The organism is Microbacterium sp. H83, from assembly GCF_001650405.1.
Classification (GTDB): domain Bacteria; phylum Actinomycetota; class Actinomycetes; order Actinomycetales; family Microbacteriaceae; genus Microbacterium.
On record NZ_LWCU01000034.1, the window covers coordinates 18,981 to 33,211 of the forward strand.

18 protein-coding genes are annotated in these 14,231 nt (G+C 68.5%); 16 read left to right on the plus strand and 2 right to left on the minus strand.

Going from position 1 to position 14,231, the window contains the following annotated elements:
* Positions 1 to 14 precede the first annotated feature (14 nt).
* The 10 genes from secY to rplQ all read left to right on the plus strand — a co-directional run bounded on the left by secY (position 15) and on the right by rplQ (position 6,906).
* A complete protein-coding gene (gene secY / locus A4X16_RS12795) occupies positions 15 to 1,337 on the plus strand; it encodes a preprotein translocase subunit SecY (protein ID WP_067121123.1) in 1,323 nt (440 codons plus the stop codon).
* Positions 1,334 to 1,930, plus strand: a complete 597-nt coding sequence (locus A4X16_RS12800; RefSeq protein ID WP_067121125.1) for an adenylate kinase — start codon at positions 1,334 to 1,336, stop codon at positions 1,928 to 1,930. Before secY ends, A4X16_RS12800 begins: the two co-directional genes overlap by 4 nt.
* Before the next feature lie 10 nt (positions 1,931 to 1,940).
* Complete coding sequence (gene map, locus A4X16_RS12805; RefSeq protein WP_067121127.1) at positions 1,941 to 2,789, plus strand: type I methionyl aminopeptidase; 849 nt, start codon at positions 1,941 to 1,943, stop codon at positions 2,787 to 2,789.
* A gap of 162 nt (positions 2,790 to 2,951) precedes the next feature.
* Positions 2,952 to 3,620, plus strand: coding sequence for a DsbA family protein (locus A4X16_RS12810; protein ID WP_067121129.1), 669 nt, complete (start codon positions 2,952 to 2,954; stop codon positions 3,618 to 3,620).
* A 173-nt stretch (positions 3,621 to 3,793) separates the two neighbouring features.
* On the plus strand, positions 3,794 to 4,015 hold the full coding sequence (gene infA, locus A4X16_RS12815; RefSeq protein WP_017201569.1) for a translation initiation factor IF-1: 222 nt from the start codon (positions 3,794 to 3,796) through the stop codon (positions 4,013 to 4,015).
* A 64-nt stretch (positions 4,016 to 4,079) separates the two neighbouring features.
* Positions 4,080 to 4,196, plus strand: a complete 117-nt coding sequence (gene rpmJ, locus A4X16_RS12820; protein ID WP_005050492.1) for a 50S ribosomal protein L36 — start codon at positions 4,080 to 4,082, stop codon at positions 4,194 to 4,196.
* 147 nt (positions 4,197 to 4,343) lie between these two features.
* Complete coding sequence (gene rpsM, locus A4X16_RS12825; protein WP_067121131.1) at positions 4,344 to 4,718, plus strand: 30S ribosomal protein S13; 375 nt, start codon at positions 4,344 to 4,346, stop codon at positions 4,716 to 4,718.
* A 31-nt stretch (positions 4,719 to 4,749) separates the two neighbouring features.
* Complete coding sequence (gene rpsK / locus A4X16_RS12830) at positions 4,750 to 5,148, plus strand: 30S ribosomal protein S11 (RefSeq protein WP_045249905.1); 399 nt, start codon at positions 4,750 to 4,752, stop codon at positions 5,146 to 5,148.
* Between the two features lie 125 nt (positions 5,149 to 5,273).
* Complete coding sequence (locus A4X16_RS12835) at positions 5,274 to 6,263, plus strand: DNA-directed RNA polymerase subunit alpha (RefSeq protein ID WP_067121133.1); 990 nt, start codon at positions 5,274 to 5,276, stop codon at positions 6,261 to 6,263.
* A gap of 64 nt (positions 6,264 to 6,327) precedes the next feature.
* Positions 6,328 to 6,906, plus strand: coding sequence for a 50S ribosomal protein L17 (gene rplQ, locus A4X16_RS12840; protein ID WP_067121135.1), 579 nt, complete (start codon positions 6,328 to 6,330; stop codon positions 6,904 to 6,906).
* Positions 6,907 to 6,994: 88 nt separating this feature from the next.
* Here rplQ and A4X16_RS12845 read toward each other — a convergent pair whose 3' ends face one another.
* Positions 6,995 to 8,566: an AMP-binding protein gene (locus A4X16_RS12845; protein ID WP_067121137.1), complete on the minus strand. Its 1,572-nt coding sequence runs from the start codon at positions 8,564 to 8,566 to the stop codon at positions 6,995 to 6,997.
* A 219-nt stretch (positions 8,567 to 8,785) separates the two neighbouring features.
* On the opposite strand from A4X16_RS12845, the gene A4X16_RS12850 reads away from it, so the two are divergent.
* Genes A4X16_RS12850 through A4X16_RS12870 form a run of 5 tightly spaced genes read left to right on the plus strand, consistent with a single transcriptional unit; the run spans position 8,786 to position 12,065 of the window.
* Positions 8,786 to 9,583 carry a sulfite exporter TauE/SafE family protein gene (locus A4X16_RS12850; RefSeq protein WP_067121139.1) on the plus strand — a complete coding sequence of 266 codons (798 nt, stop codon included), beginning with the start codon at positions 8,786 to 8,788 and terminating at the stop codon, positions 9,581 to 9,583.
* A 49-nt stretch (positions 9,584 to 9,632) separates the two neighbouring features.
* Positions 9,633 to 10,088, plus strand: coding sequence for an FAS1-like dehydratase domain-containing protein (locus tag A4X16_RS12855; RefSeq protein ID WP_067121141.1), 456 nt, complete (start codon positions 9,633 to 9,635; stop codon positions 10,086 to 10,088).
* Positions 10,088 to 10,486: a MaoC/PaaZ C-terminal domain-containing protein gene (locus A4X16_RS12860; protein ID WP_067121142.1), complete on the plus strand. Its 399-nt coding sequence runs from the start codon at positions 10,088 to 10,090 to the stop codon at positions 10,484 to 10,486. The genes A4X16_RS12855 and A4X16_RS12860 overlap by 1 nt, the downstream gene beginning before the upstream one ends.
* Positions 10,486 to 11,631, plus strand: coding sequence for a UDP-N-acetylmuramate dehydrogenase (locus tag A4X16_RS12865; protein ID WP_442922913.1), 1,146 nt, complete (start codon positions 10,486 to 10,488; stop codon positions 11,629 to 11,631). Before A4X16_RS12860 ends, A4X16_RS12865 begins: the two co-directional genes overlap by 1 nt.
* A 32-nt stretch (positions 11,632 to 11,663) precedes the next feature.
* Entirely contained in the window at positions 11,664 to 12,065 is a 402-nt protein-coding gene (locus A4X16_RS12870; protein ID WP_067121144.1) for a VOC family protein, read from the plus strand.
* Between the two features lie 15 nt (positions 12,066 to 12,080).
* Here A4X16_RS12870 and A4X16_RS12875 read toward each other — a convergent pair whose 3' ends face one another.
* Positions 12,081 to 13,283 carry a pyridoxal phosphate-dependent aminotransferase gene (locus A4X16_RS12875; RefSeq protein WP_067121146.1) on the minus strand — a complete coding sequence of 401 codons (1,203 nt, stop codon included), beginning with the start codon at positions 13,281 to 13,283 and terminating at the stop codon, positions 12,081 to 12,083.
* Between the two features lie 95 nt (positions 13,284 to 13,378).
* Between A4X16_RS12875 and A4X16_RS12880 the strand changes: the two genes are divergently transcribed.
* Positions 13,379 to 14,206 carry a PaaX family transcriptional regulator gene (locus tag A4X16_RS12880; RefSeq protein ID WP_067121148.1) on the plus strand — a complete coding sequence of 276 codons (828 nt, stop codon included), beginning with the start codon at positions 13,379 to 13,381 and terminating at the stop codon, positions 14,204 to 14,206.
* Positions 14,207 to 14,231: the final 25 nt, after the last annotated feature.

Below are 14,231 nucleotides of genomic sequence, written 5' to 3' on the forward strand. Positions count from 1 at the left end.
AGGAGGCACGTCCCTTGTTTAGCGCCATCGCGCGGATCTTCCGCACGCCCGACCTGCGTCGGAAGATCGGTTTCACCCTGGCCATCGTCGCCATCTACCGACTCGGCTCCAACGTCCCGGCTCCGTTCGTGAACTTCCCGAACGTCGAGCAGTGCCTCGCCCTGAACTCGGGCACCGAAGGACTCCTCGGGCTCGTCAACCTCTTCTCCGGCGGCGCCCTCCTGCAGCTGTCGATCTTCGCGCTCGGTGTCATGCCGTACATCACGGCGACGATCATCACGCAGCTCCTCCGCGTCGTCATCCCGCACTTCGAGGCGCTGCACAAGGAGGGCCAGGCCGGTCAGGCCAAGCTCACCCAGTACACGCGGTACCTCACCATCGCCCTCGCGCTGCTGCAGTCGACCACCCTCGTGACGGTGGCCCGCAGCGGCCAGCTGTTCGGCACCTCCGACGTGGCGGCCTGCCAGAACCTGCTCACGAACGACGTGTGGTGGGCGCAGCTGCTCATCATCATGGCGATGACCGCCGGCACCGGCCTCATCATGTGGTTCGCCGAGCTCGTCACCGAGCGCGGCATCGGCAACGGCATGTCGCTGCTGATCTTCACGTCGATCGCCGCGACGTTCCCCGGCGCCATGTGGCTGATCTGGGAGAGCAAGGGCTTCGAGGTCTTCCTCCTCGTTCTCCTCGTCGGCATCATCGTCATGGGTCTCGTCGTGTTCGTCGAGCAGTCGCAGCGCCGGATCCCGGTGCAGTACGCGAAGCGCATGGTCGGCCGTCGCACCTACGGCGGAACCAACACCTACATCCCGATCAAGGTGAACATGGCCGGTGTGATCCCGGTCATCTTCGCCTCGTCGCTGCTGTACATCCCGGCGCTCATCGCCCAGTTCAACACCCCTCAGGACGGCTCCCAGCCGGCCCCGTGGGTCACCTGGATCAGCGCGAACTTCACGACGGGCGACCACCCGGTCTACATGGCGGCGTACTTCCTGCTGATCATCGGGTTCACCTACTTCTACGTGGCGATCACCTTCAACCCCGTCGAGGTCGCCGACAACATGAAGAAGTACGGCGGGTTCATCCCCGGCATCCGCGCCGGCCGCCCCACCGCCGAATACCTCGACTACGTGCTCACCCGCATCACGCTGCCAGGCTCGATCTACCTCGGTCTCATCGCGCTGATCCCGCTGATCGCTCTCGCCACCGTCGGCGCCAATCAGAACTTCCCGTTCGGCGGCGCCTCGATCCTCATCATCGTCGGCGTCGGTCTCGAGACGGTCAAGCAGATCGATGCGCAGCTCCAGCAGCGTCACTACGAAGGGCTCCTCCGATGACAGCATCCGCCCGTCTTCTCATCGTCGGCCCGCAGGGCTCCGGAAAGGGCACGCAGGGCGTCCGCATCGCGGAGTCCTACGGCATCCCCGTCGTCTCCACCGGCGACATCTTCCGGGCCAACATCAAGGACGGCACGGACCTCGGTCAGCAGGTCACGGCGATCCTCGATCGCGGCGACCTCGTCCCCGACGAACTGACGAGCGAGATCGTGCGCGACCGGCTGTCGCAGGACGACGCCGCCACGGGCTTTCTGCTCGACGGCTATCCGCGCAACGCCGCTCAGGTGACGCACCTCGACGCGTTCCTCGCCGACCGCGGCGAGTCGCTCGATGCGGTGATCCTCCTCGACGTCCCGCGTGAGGAGAGCATCGCCCGCCTGAAGCTCCGCGCGGCGGAGCAGGGGCGCTCCGACGACACGGAAGAGGCTATCGCGCATCGCCTCGACATCTACGAGCGCGAGACGGCGCCGATCCTCGAGGTCTACGGACCGCGCGGCATCGTCGACCGCATCGACGGCGTCGGCTCGCTCGAGGAGATCACCGAGCGCGTGTTCGCCGCCCTCGCGGCGCGCGGCCTGCGTCTCGCGGCCTGAGCCCCTCGCGATGTTCCGCAAGTCGATCTACAAGAGCGCGGCCCAGCTGCGGGCCATGGTGGAGCCGGGCCTGATCACGGCGGCGGCGCTGGACGCGGTGCGACCGCTGATCCGTGCGGGCGTCACGACGCTCGAGCTGGATGCCGAGGCGAATCGGGTGATTCTGGCTCGAGGCGCCGAGTCGAACTTCCAGCTCGTGCGAGGTTACCGCCACACGACCTGCATCTCGGTCAACGAGGAGGTCGTGCACGGCATCCCCGGCGAGCGGATGCTGCAGGCCGGCGACATCGTGTCGATCGACTGCGGTGCGCAGTACCAGGGCTGGAACGGCGACAGCGCGATCACGGTCGTCGTCCCGGACGACGCGCGGCCCGAGCTCGTCGCGCAGCGCGCGGAGCTGTCGCGGGTCACCGAAGGATCGATGTGGGCCGGCATCGCCGCGATGGCCACCGCATCGCACATCGGCGATCTCGGAGCGGCCATCCAGGGCTACATCGAGGCCCAGGGCCCGTCGTCCGTGTCCGGACTGCCCTACGGCATCCTCCGCGAGTACGTCGGCCACGGCATCGGACGCAAGATGCACGAGGCGCCGAGTGTCTTCAACTATCGCACCCCCGACCCGGGCGCGGAGGTGAAGCCCGGGCTCGTGCTCGCGATCGAGCCGATGGTCACGGCAGGCGGCGAGGAGACCTTCGTCGAGGACGATGACTGGACGGTCTCGACGGTCGACGGCACCGACGGCTCCCACTGGGAGCACAGCGTCGCTCGTCACGAGGGCGGCATCTGGGTGCTCACCGCGCCCGACGGGGGAGCGGCGGGCCTCGCGCCCTTCGGCGTGACCCCGACTCCGATCGCCTGACCGCCGATCTCCCGACCGCTGTCGTCGCCGCGCAGGCGGCGATCCCAAGTCACAACTCGCGCATAGCTTTCTTTCGGCAGAATGGATGCATGGGTGTGCATGCACCCCCAAGACTTCACGCCGGGCACGACGTCATGCGCGCCCCGACAGAAACGGAAAGCAATGGCAGCCGCGAAGAGCAACACCAACTGGTTCGTGATCGGGGTGTCGGCCGCCGTCGTGGTCGTGCTCGCCGTGCTCGCGACCGTCGTCGTGCTTCTGAACAATCGGGCCAACGATCCGGGGGCCACGCCGAAGGCGAACGACTCCTTCAACTCGGAGACCGGAGCGATCTCCTTCGGTGACGGGGAGGACGAGGTGTCCGTCTTCGTCGACTTCCAGTGCCCTGTGTGCAAGAGCTTCGAAGAGCAGTTCGGCGAGGCGCTGGAGACTGCCTCGGCGGACGGCCGCATCACTCTCTCCTACCACCCGATCGCGATTCTGGACCGCTTCTCGCAGGGCACCGAGTACTCCTCGCGTTCGGCGGGCGCCGCGGTGTGCGTCGCAGAGTCGAACCCCGAGGTGTATCTCGACTTCGCCAAGGCGCTGTTCGACAACCAGCCCGCCGAGAACTCGTCGGGCCTGGCGAACGAGCAGCTCGCAGAGTTCGCGACGCAGGTCGGAGCGGACGACGCCGTCTCGTGCATCACGGATGAGACCTATCGGAAGTTCGGCAAGGCCCAGGCACAGAGCAACGAGATCTCCGGCACGCCCACCGTCGAGGTGAACGGAACGCGGCTCGATCTGCAGAACGAGGCGGACTTCAAGACCTTCACGGACCTGATTAGCTGACGATCGCCATAACGGGGGTCCCGGCACCCTGCTCAGGTTGCCGGAACTCCCTGCATCGTCTAACATAGATCCTTGGTGCCTTGCGCCTTGGTTCGGCGTGTCTGAACCGGCGAGGCTCCGCAATCCCATCACCCACCGCAGATCGACCGGTCTGCAGAAGCGTCAGCGAGGCTATGGCTAAGAAAGACGGTGTCATCGAGATCGAGGGCGTGATCTCCGAGGCTCTGCCCAACGCGATGTTCCGCGTTGAGCTCTCCAACGGACACAAGGTCCTGGCAACGATCTCCGGAAAGATGCGGCAGAACTACATCCGCATCATCCCCGAGGACCGCGTGGTCGTGGAGCTCAGCCCCTACGACCTCACCCGCGGCCGCATCGTCTACCGCTACCGCTGATCGGTCGAGAAGTAACGGCCTGCCCCGCATCGGGGCGGTACGAAGACAGCGAACAGGAAACATCATGAAGGTCAACCCCAGCGTCAAGCCGATCTGCGATCACTGCAAGGTGATCCGCCGCCACGGCCGCGTCATGGTGATCTGCAAGAGCAACCCGCGTCACAAGCAGCGCCAGGGCTGATCGCCCCGCTGCGTGAGCACGGCTCTCGCAATCTCATAACTCAATACGACACGGCAGGATCAGATCCCACTCCGGTGGGGGACACCTCGGGGCGGAGGCCCGAGCACCGATCCTGCTCCACACCTCCACAACATCCAGGAGAACCGCATGGCACGTCTTGCCGGCGTTGACATCCCGCGCGACAAGCGCGTGGTGATCGCCCTTACCTACATCTACGGCGTCGGCCGTACCCGCTCGGTCGAGATCCTCAAGGCGACCGAGATCGATGAGAGCATCCGCGTGAAGGACCTGAGCGACGAGCAGCTCATCGCCCTCCGCGACTACATCGAAGGCAACTACAAGGTGGAGGGTGACCTTCGCCGCGAGGTCGCCGCAGACATCCGCCGCAAGGTCGAGATCGGCTCCTACGAGGGCATCCGCCACCGTCGTGGTCTCCCGGTCCGTGGTCAGCGCACCAAGACCAACGCCCGTACCCGCAAGGGCCCGAAGCGCACCGTCGCAGGCAAGAAGAAGGCCCGCTAAGCGCGGCCCTAGGGACTAGGAGAACACTTTCATGGCTGCACCCAAGGCCGCCGCGCGCAAGCCGCGCCGCAAGGAGAAGAAGAACATCGCGCTGGGCCAGGCCCACATCAAGTCGACGTTCAACAACACCATCGTTTCGATCACCGACCCGTCCGGCGCCGTCATCAGCTGGGCATCGTCGGGTGGCGTGGGCTTCAAGGGCTCCCGCAAGTCGACGCCGTACGCCGCCGGTATGGCTGCCGAGTCCGCTGCGCGCCAGGCGCAGGAGCACGGCGTCAAGAAGGTCGACGTCTTCGTGAAGGGTCCCGGCTCCGGCCGCGAGACCGCGATCCGCTCGCTCCAGGCCGCCGGCCTCGAGGTCGGCTCGATCCAGGACGTCACCCCGCAGGCGCACAACGGCTGCCGCCCGCCGAAGCGTCGTCGCGTCTGACACGGCTCATGCGAGGGATGCTCCGGCATCCCTCGCATGCCCGTCAGCGGGCACGGACTTCCACAACTCAAGACCTCACCCCACCACATGTCATATAGCGGGCATGTGATCGAAAGGAACACAGAGTGCTCATTGCACAGCGTCCCACACTGACCGAGGAAAAGATCGTCGAGAACCGGAGCCGGTTCATCATCGAGCCTCTGGAGCCCGGCTTCGGCTACACGATCGGCAACGCGCTGCGTCGCAGCCTGCTGTCGTCGATCCCCGGCGCCGCGGTCACCAGCGTTCGCATCGACGGCGTGCTGCACGAGTTCAGCACCATCCCCGGCGTGAAGGAGGATGTCACCGAGATCATCCTCAACATCAAGCAGCTCGTCGTCTCGAGCGAGCGCGACGAGCCCATCACCGCGTACCTGCGCAAGACCGGTGCCGGCGAAGTGACCGCCGCTGACATCTCGGCTCCGGCCGGTGTCGAGGTGCACAACCCCGAGCTCGTCATCGCGACCCTCAACGAGACCGCGAAGTTCGAGCTGGAGCTGACGATCGAGCGTGGCCGTGGCTACGTCTCGGCGACGCAGAACCGCAACGAGTACGCCGAGGCCGGTCAGATCCCGATCGACTCGATCTACTCGCCCGTGCTCAAGGTCAGCTACCGCGTCGACGCCACGCGTGCCGGCGAGCGCACCGACTTCGACAAGCTCGTCCTCGACGTCGAGACCAAGTCGGCGATCAGCCCCCGCGACGCCGTCGCGTCGGCTGCGAAGACGCTCACCGAGCTGTTCGGTCTCGCCCGCGAGCTGAACGTCGAGGCCGAGGGCATCGAGATCGGCCCGGCGCCGGTGGAGGCTGTGAACTCCAGCGAGCTGTCGATGCCGATCGAGGACCTCGACCTGTCGGTCCGCTCGTACAACTGCCTGAAGCGTGAGGGCATCAACACCGTGTCGGAGCTCGTCGCCCTCTCGGAGACGCAGCTCATGAACATCCGCAATTTCGGCCAGAAGTCGGTCGACGAGGTGCGCGACAAGCTCATCTCGCTCGGTCTGTCGCTCAAGGATTCGGTGCCCGGTTTCGACGGCGCCCACTTCTACGGCGGCAGCGAAGACGAGTCCTTCTGACCCACCCGGATTGTCATCTGGCAGAGGCCAGCTGACCCGACCTTTCCTGACCAGGAGTTAGATTATGCCCAAGCCCACCAAGGGTCCCCGCCTCGGAGGCGGCCCCGCCCACGAGCGCCTGCTGCTTGCCAACCTCGCGGCGGCTCTGTACACCCACAAGTCGATCAAGACGACCGAGACCAAGGCCAAGCGTCTGCGTCCGCTCGCCGAGCGTCTGATCACCTTCGCCAAGCGCGGAGACCTGCACGCTCGCCGTCGCGTCCTCTCGGTCATCGGTGACAAGGATGTCGTGCACACCCTGTTCACCGAGATCGCGCCCCTCGTCGCTGACCGCGACGGCGGCTACACCCGCATCACCAAGGTCGGAAACCGCAAGGGCGACAACGCCCCCATGGCCGTCATCGAGCTCGTCCTCGAGCCCGTGACCCCGAAGACCAAGGCTGCGAAGTCCGCGCCGAAGGCCGAGAAGGCCGAGAAGCCGGTCGAGGAGGCTCCCGCCGAGGAGACCGCCGCAGACGAGGCTCCCGCCGAGGAGACCGCTGCAGACGGGGCTCCCACGGCCGAGGCCGGCGCCGAGTCGCAGGCCGAGGGCGAGGCGGCCGAGGCCGCCGCCGAGGACGCCGTCAAGGACAAGTCCGAGTAAGCACCTCGCTTCACACGACGAAGCCCGCCGACCCGAGAGGGCCGGCGGGCTTCGTTGTGCCCGGGACGAGCGGCGTCGCTGCCCGACGTCAGCGCGCCCTCAGGTCTTTGCGGAGGATCTTCCCCGACGCCGACTTGGGGATCGCGTCGATGAACTCGACCCGGCGGACCTTCTCGTGCGGCGCGACGTGCGCGGCGACGTGGTCCATCACGGCGTCGGCGTCGAGGTCGGCTCCCTCCTGGACGACGACGAACGCCTGGGGGACCTCCTGCCCGTCATCGTCCGGGACCCCGATCACGGCGGCGTCGGCGATCGACGGATGCTCGAGCAGCACCGCCTCGAGCACGGCGGGCGCCACCTGGTAACCCTTGTACTTGATGAGCTCCTTGAGGCGGTCGACGATGCGGAAGACCCCGTCGTGCGTGACGGTCGCGACGTCGCCGGTGTGCAGCCATCCGTCGGCGTCCAGCATCTCCGCCGTCGCTTCGGGACGGCCGAGGTATCCCGCCATGACCTGCGGTCCGCGGATCAGGATCTCCCCGGGCGCGCTCGCGCCCTCGGCGGGCACCGCGACGTCCGTGCCGTCCTCCCCGACGAGGCGCGCCTCGGTGTTCGCGAGCAGAAGTCCGACCGACGACCGGTCGATGTCGTCGCGGTCGTAGGGGATGGCGTGCGTGACCGGGCTCGTCTCGGTCATCCCGTACCCCTGGCACACCGTGCAGTCGAGGCGTGTCGCCACCGCGGTCGCCAGCGCGCCGTCGAGGGGGGCGGCTCCGGAGAACACGACCTTCACGGCCGACGTGTCGTACTCGTCGACGAGCGGATGCTTCGCCAGAGCCACCGCGATCGGCGGGGCGATGAACACCCAGCTGGTGCGGTGCTCCTGCACGACGCGCAGGAACTCGGTCAGGTCGAACCGGGGCATCGTCACGAGGGCCGCGCGCTGACGCAGCGCGAAGTTCAGCAGCACCGTCATCCCGTAGATGTGGAAGAACGGCAGCACGGCGAGCACGCGGTCGTCGTCGCGGAGCGAGATCGTGGAACGGCACTGGCTCACGTTGGCGATGAGATTGCGATGGGTGAGCATCACGCCCTTCGGACGCCCGGTCGTGCCCGAGGAGTAGGGCAGCACCGCGAGGTGCGTCGCGGGGTCGAACGTGACGTCCGGAGCCGGATGCCCCTCGCCGAGGAGCTGCGGCAGTGACGGATGCCCGTCTGCGCCGTCGAGCACGATGACGTGATCGTCGGCGAGGCCCACCGATGCGGCAGCGGCCTTCGCCCCGGTGAGGAGCGGCGACACCGTGATGAGCCAGGTCGCACCGGCATCCGTCAGCTGGTTCGCGATCTCCTCGGGGGTGTAGAGCGAGTTGATGGTCGTCGCGGTGGCCCCCGCGCGCAGGATGCCGTGGAAGACCGTCGCGAATGCCGGGACGTTCGGACACAGCACCCCGACGCGCGTCCCGACCTCGACTCCTCGGGCGGCCAGAGCGCCGGCGAAGAGGTCGACCTGTCCGATCAGCTGCCGGTAGGTGGTCGTCGCGCCGGTGGTCCCGTCGATGAGTGCGACGGCGTCGAGGCGCTCCTCGTCGACGTCGCCGAACAGGAAGTCGTGGATCGAGACCGCGGGGATCTCGACGTCGGGAAAGGAACTGCGCACCATGAGATTTCCTTCGATCCGGGTAGTCACCATGCCGATGATGCGATCCAGTGTCGCACAGCGGGGCACTGGGTCCCAGAGGCGGTCGCGCCGCTGGTGGTGGGCATGATCCTGAGGGCCGATGGCCGAGGAGCAGCTCCGCAAGGCGCCTGCAGCCCAGCCAGAGCGACCTCAGGTCGCTCCGGGGCAGGTCGGGCGGAGGAGCGGGAGTAGGCTGATCCGGTGAGTGATGCAGAGACCCTGAGCAGAGGGCCTCGCGCCTACACGTCGTTCATCGGAATCGGCCTCGTCGCCGGCCTCCTCTCCGGGCTCTTCGGCGTGGGCGGCGGTACGGTGATCGTCCCCCTGCTGGTCCTGTTCCTGCACTTCAACCAGCGGCTGGGGGCCGGCACGTCCCTGGCGGCGATCGTCCCGACGGCGACCGTCGGCGTCGTGTCCTACGCGATCAACGGCGCGGTGGCGTGGATTCCCGCGCTCATCCTGGCGGCGGGCGCGGTGGTCGGCGCGCAGATCGGCACCCGACTGCTGCCGCGGATCTCGCAGACCGTGCTCCGATGGTTCTTCGTCGGCTTCCTCCTCGTGGTGATCGTCAGCCTCTTCCTCGTGGTGCCGTCGCGCGACGCCGAATTCGAGCTGCAGCTGCTGAACGGTCTGGCGCTCGTCGCGGTCGGCATCGCCACCGGCATCCTCGCCGGACTCATCGGCGTCGGAGGCGGTGTGATCGTCGTGCCGATCCTGATGCTCGCGTTCGGCACGAGCGACCTCGTCGCCAAGGGCACCTCGCTGCTCATGATGATCCCCACCGCCATCTCCGGCACCATCGGCAATCTCCGCAACCGCAACGTCGACCTCGTCGCCGCCGCGCTCGTCGGCGTCTCCGCCTGCACCACCACGGCTCTCGGCGCCTGGCTCGCCACGCTGATCGACCCCCTCGCCGGCAACATGCTGTTCGCGGCATATCTCGTGGTCATCGCGGTGCAGATGGCGATGAAGGCGATCAAGGGCCGGAAGAAGGGCTGACCGCCTTTTCCCCGGCGGGACTGTCAGGAGGCCTCGGTAGGATCGAGGGGTGGCAGTGAACCAAGATCTGGTCGGCCGGGAGTTCCCGCCGACGTCCCCGTACCTCGTCGGCCGAGAGAAGGTGCGCGAGTTCGCGCGCGCCGTGTTCGCCGACGCCCCTCAGCACACCGACGTCGAGGCCGCCAGGGCCGCCGGCTTCGACGACGTCGTGGCGCCGCCCACCTTCGCGATGGTGATCCAGGACCTCACGCTGCAGCAGCTGCTGTCTCAGCCGGACTCCGGCATCGTGCTCGCGCGCACGATCCACGCCGAGCAGCGCTTCGCCTACACGCGACCGATCGTCGCGGGCGACGAGCTGACCGGCCGGCTGCGGGTCACGGGCATCCGGATGATGGGCGGCAACGCCATGATCACGAGCGAGGCGGAGATCGCGGATGCCGCGGGCGACCACGTCGTGACCGCGACGAGCGTGCTCCTGGTGGGCGCCGAAGAAGGAGCCGAGTGATGCCGTTCACCGTCGGAGACGTGATCGCCGAGCGCACCGTCCACCTCACGCGCGAGTCCCTCGTGCGCTACGCCGGGGCATCCGGCGACTTCAACCCGATCCACTACCGCGACGACGTGGCGGCGTCCGTCGGCCTGCCCGGCGTCCTCGCGCACGGGATGCTCACGATGGGCATCGCCTCGTCCGTGGTGGTCGCGGCGCTCGAGCCCGGAACCCGGATCCTCGACTACGGGGTGCGCTTCACCAAGCCGGTGGTGGTCGACCCGGTCGACGGCGCCGACCTGCACGTGATCGCGACCGTGGGCGCGGTCGACGAGACCGCCACGCGCATCGACCTCAAGGTCACCTTCGGCGAGACGACCGTGCTGGTCAAGGCGCAGCTGCGCATCGCCGCCTGATGGGCGACCCCGTGGTGCACGAGATCGAGCCGCTGCGGCTCTCCACGCTCACGACGCTCCGCACGGGCGGGACGCCGGCGCGCATGATCGACGCGACGACGACGGAGGAGCTCCTCGAGGCTCTCGCCGACGTCTGGTCGCGCGGGGAGGAGTGGTTCGTCCTCGGCGGCGGCTCGAACGTCTTCATCGGCGACGAGTCGTTCGACGGCACCGTCATCCGCGTGCTGACCCGCGGGATCGAGGAGCTCCCGTCTCCGCATGAGGGCCGCATCCGGCTGCGGGTCCAGGCGGGTCACGGCTGGGACGACCTCGTCGCCTACGCGGTCGAGCGCGGATACGCGGGGCTCGAGGCGATGAGCGGCATCCCCGGCACCGTCGGCGCATCGCCCGTGCAGAACATCGGCGCGTACGGACAGGAGATCCAGGAGATCCTGGTCGAGGTCGCGCTCATCGACGAGGGGGCGACCGAGGTGTCGGTCGTGCCGGCGGCCGAGCTCGGGCTCGGCTTCCGCACGTCGGTGCTGAAGCACCACTACGGCAGCGTGTCCGAGCGCCGCGCCGTGATCCTCTCGGTCACGGTCGACCTGCTGGTCGCGACGGAGCGCGTGGTCCGCGGCGAGCAGCTGCGCCGCGCTCTCGGCCTCGACTCGGACGCACCGGTCCCGCTGACGTGGGTGCGCGAGCGCATCCTCGCGACGCGGGCCTCGAAGGGCATGATCCTCGACGAGGACGACCCCGACACCCACGGCGTCGGATCCTTCTTCCAGAATGCGATCGTGACCGAGGCGGTGGCCCGCACGCTGCCGCCCGAGTGCCCGCGGTGGCCCGTCGCGCCGGACCTCGACGCGGTCACGGTCATCCCGCTGGCGTCGTACGACGGACTCGTGCCCGCCGCGCGGATCGAGCCCCCCGACGTCAAGGTGAGCGCGGCGTGGCTCATCGAGCAGGCGGGGATCCGCAAGGGATTCCGCCTCCCGCGATCGCGGGCGTCCGTCTCGACCAAGCATGCGCTCGCGCTCACGAACAGGGGTGGTGCGACCGCGGCCGAGGTCTCGGAGCTCGCCCGCTTCATCCAGAACCGGGTGCACTCCGAGTTCGGCCTCGTGCTGCAGCCGGAGCCCGTGCTCCTCGGCGTCGAGCTCTAGGCGCGATCCCCGGTTCCCCGTACACTCGCGGGATGAGCGGACCGATCCCCTACCTGCTGTTCCCGGGCAACGCCGCCGAGGCGCTGGAGCACTACCGCTCGGTGTTCGGCGGCGAGCTGCAGACGCTCGCCTACGCGGACGCCGGGCGTCACGACGGACCGGCCGACGCCATCGCGCACGGCCAGCTCTCGGGCCCCGTCGAGCTCGCGGGAGCGGATGCGGGCGCCGACGACGACGCCGTGCAGATGAGCGGCATGTTCCTGTCGCTGCTCGGCACAGCGGATGCCACGACGCTGACCAGCTGGTTCGATCGGCTCTCCCGCGGCGGCCGGGTGATCGACGCGCTGCAGAAGCGGCCCTGGGGCGACTACGACGGCACGCTCGTCGACCGCTACGGCATCCGCTGGCTCATCGGGTTCCACGACGAGGAGTGACCCTCGTCGGGTGCGTCAGGCGGAGAACAGCCGCTGCAGGCGCTGCACGCCCTCGAGGAGCTGGTCGTCGCCGAGCGCGTACGACATGCGGATGTAGCCCGACGGGCCGAACGCCTCGCCCGGGACGACGGCGACCTCGGCCTGCTCGAGGATCAGGTCGGCCAGCTCCAGCGACGTGGTCGGCGTGACCCCGCCCCACGTGCGACCGAGGAGGCCCTGCACGTCAGGGTAGACGTAGAACGCGCCGAGCGGGTTCGGGACCACGAGCCCGTCGATCTTCGACAGCTCAGACACGATCAGCCGGCGGCGGCGGTCGAACGCCTCGCGGAACTGCTCGGCCTCGGTCTGCGGGCCGTTGAGAGCGGCGATCGCCGCCTTCTGGGCGACGTTGTTGACGTTGCTCGACAGGTGCGACTGCAGGTTGCCGGCGATCTTGATGGCATCCGCCGGTCCGACCATCCAGCCGACGCGCCATCCGGTCATGGCGTAGGTCTTGGCGACGCCGTTGACGAGGATCGTCTGGCCGGCGACCTCGGGGACGGCCTGGACGATCGAGGTGGCCGTGGCTCCCTCGTAGGTGAGGTTCTGGTAGATCTCGTCCGAGACGACCCAGATGCCGTGCTCCAGCGCCCACTGGCCGATCGCGGTCGTCTCCTCCGCGGTGTACACCGATCCGGTGGGGTTGGAGGGGGACACGAACACGAGCACGGTGGTGCGCTCGGTGCGCGCGGCCTCGAGCTGCTCGACGGTGACCTTGTAGTCCTGGTCCGCTCCGGCGAACACCTCGACGGGCGTGCCGTCGGCGAGGCGGATGGCCTCGGGGTAGGTGGTCCAGTACGGCGCGGGCAGCAGGACCTCGTCGCCGGGGTTCACGACCGCCTGGAAGGCCTGGTACACCGACTGCTTGCCGCCGTTCGTCACGATGACCTGCGAGGGCGAGACCTCGAGGCCCGAGTCGCGCAGCGTCTTCGCGGCGATGGCCTCGCGCAGCGCCGGCAGCCCGGGAGCGGGTGTGTACCGGTAGCTGGCCGGGTCGGCGAGGGCCTCGGCCGCCGCGTCCACGATTAACTGCGGCGTGGCGAAGTCGGGCTCGCCGGCGGCGTACGAGATGACGTCCTTGCCTTCGGCCTTGAGGGCCTTGGCCTTGGCGTCGACCTTGAGGGTCGCCGACTCGGCGATGGCGGACAGCTTGCGGGAGAGAGGGGCGCGTTCGGTCACGACTACGAGCGTACTCGGATGGGCACGGCGGATGAGGGGTCGGATGCCGTCAAGAACCCGGGTTCTTTCCCGATCCGCCGCTACGCTGAGTCGACATGAGCAGGGACGGGGAATCGGTGGATGCCGACGAGTTGACGCCGGAGGCCGGGGTCAGACCCCAGCACCTCATCGTGACGATCTTCGGCCGGTACGTGCGCGCCCACGGCGGCGAGATCCGCATCGCCGATCTCATCGAGATGATGGCCGCGCTCGGAGTCGAGGTGGGAGTGGTCCGCTCCTCCGTGTCGCGCTTGAAGCAGCGGGGGATCCTCGTGAGCGAGGGCGGCGGCGCGTATCGTCTGTCGTCGTCGCTGGAGGCCGTGTTCGCCGCCGGCGACGAGCGCATCTTCGAATCGCGGCGGGCCGGGCGCGACGACCCGTGGCTGCTCGCCTCGTTCAGCGTTCCCGAGAGCGAGCGCCCGCTGCGGCATCAGCTGCGCCGGCTCCTGCAGCGCCTCGGATTCGGTCAGGTCAGCGGAGGGCTCTGGATCGCCCCCGGACTCATCGCCGACGAGACCCGCACCGCCCTGCGGCGGGCCGAGCTCGACGGCTACGTCGAGCTGTTCCTCGGCTCGCGCGTCTCGGCCGAGCCGCTGGAGGACGCGGTGCGCGGCTGGTGGGATCTCGCGGAGATGGAGCCGCTCTACCGCGGTTTCATCGACGCCTTCGCGGGGACCGCGGGGGAGACCGACGAGCGCAGCGCCTTCGCCGCCTACGTGAGGGCGATCACGCAGTGGCGACGTCTGGTGTACCTCGACCCCGGCATCCCCCTCGACCTGCTTCCCGAGCACTGGGCGGGCGTCGAAGCCGGCCGCCTCTTCGACGAGCTGCACGCGAATCTCGCGCCGGCGGCGGAGAGGTTCGCGACCGCCGTCCTGAGCTGACGCGGCATATCGCTGTCGCACTTGT

What these genes read in the sequence shown, in the direction of transcription:
- map (WP_067121127.1), top strand. Translation starts at nt 1,941, where the DNA reads ATGTTCCGCAAGTCGATCTACAAGAGCGCGGCCCAGCTGCGGGCCATG.
- A4X16_RS12860 (WP_067121142.1), top strand. Translation starts at nt 10,088, where the DNA reads ATGCCGTTCACCGTCGGAGACGTGATCGCCGAGCGCACCGTCCACCTC.
- rplQ (WP_067121135.1), top strand. Translation starts at nt 6,328, where the DNA reads ATGCCCAAGCCCACCAAGGGTCCCCGCCTCGGAGGCGGCCCCGCCCAC.
- A4X16_RS12845 (WP_067121137.1), bottom strand. Translation starts at nt 8,566, where the DNA reads ATGGTGCGCAGTTCCTTTCCCGACGTCGAGATCCCCGCGGTCTCGATC.
- rpsM (WP_067121131.1), top strand. Translation starts at nt 4,344, where the DNA reads ATGGCACGTCTTGCCGGCGTTGACATCCCGCGCGACAAGCGCGTGGTG.
- A4X16_RS12870 (WP_067121144.1), top strand. Translation starts at nt 11,664, where the DNA reads ATGAGCGGACCGATCCCCTACCTGCTGTTCCCGGGCAACGCCGCCGAG.
- A4X16_RS12800 (WP_067121125.1), top strand. Translation starts at nt 1,334, where the DNA reads ATGACAGCATCCGCCCGTCTTCTCATCGTCGGCCCGCAGGGCTCCGGA.
- infA (WP_017201569.1), top strand. Translation starts at nt 3,794, where the DNA reads ATGGCTAAGAAAGACGGTGTCATCGAGATCGAGGGCGTGATCTCCGAG.
- rpsK (WP_045249905.1), top strand. Translation starts at nt 4,750, where the DNA reads ATGGCTGCACCCAAGGCCGCCGCGCGCAAGCCGCGCCGCAAGGAGAAG.
- A4X16_RS12810 (WP_067121129.1), top strand. Translation starts at nt 2,952, where the DNA reads ATGGCAGCCGCGAAGAGCAACACCAACTGGTTCGTGATCGGGGTGTCG.
- A4X16_RS12865 (WP_442922913.1), top strand. Translation starts at nt 10,486, where the DNA reads ATGGGCGACCCCGTGGTGCACGAGATCGAGCCGCTGCGGCTCTCCACG.
- A4X16_RS12880 (WP_067121148.1), top strand. Translation starts at nt 13,379, where the DNA reads ATGAGCAGGGACGGGGAATCGGTGGATGCCGACGAGTTGACGCCGGAG.
- rpmJ (WP_005050492.1), top strand. Translation starts at nt 4,080, where the DNA reads ATGAAGGTCAACCCCAGCGTCAAGCCGATCTGCGATCACTGCAAGGTG.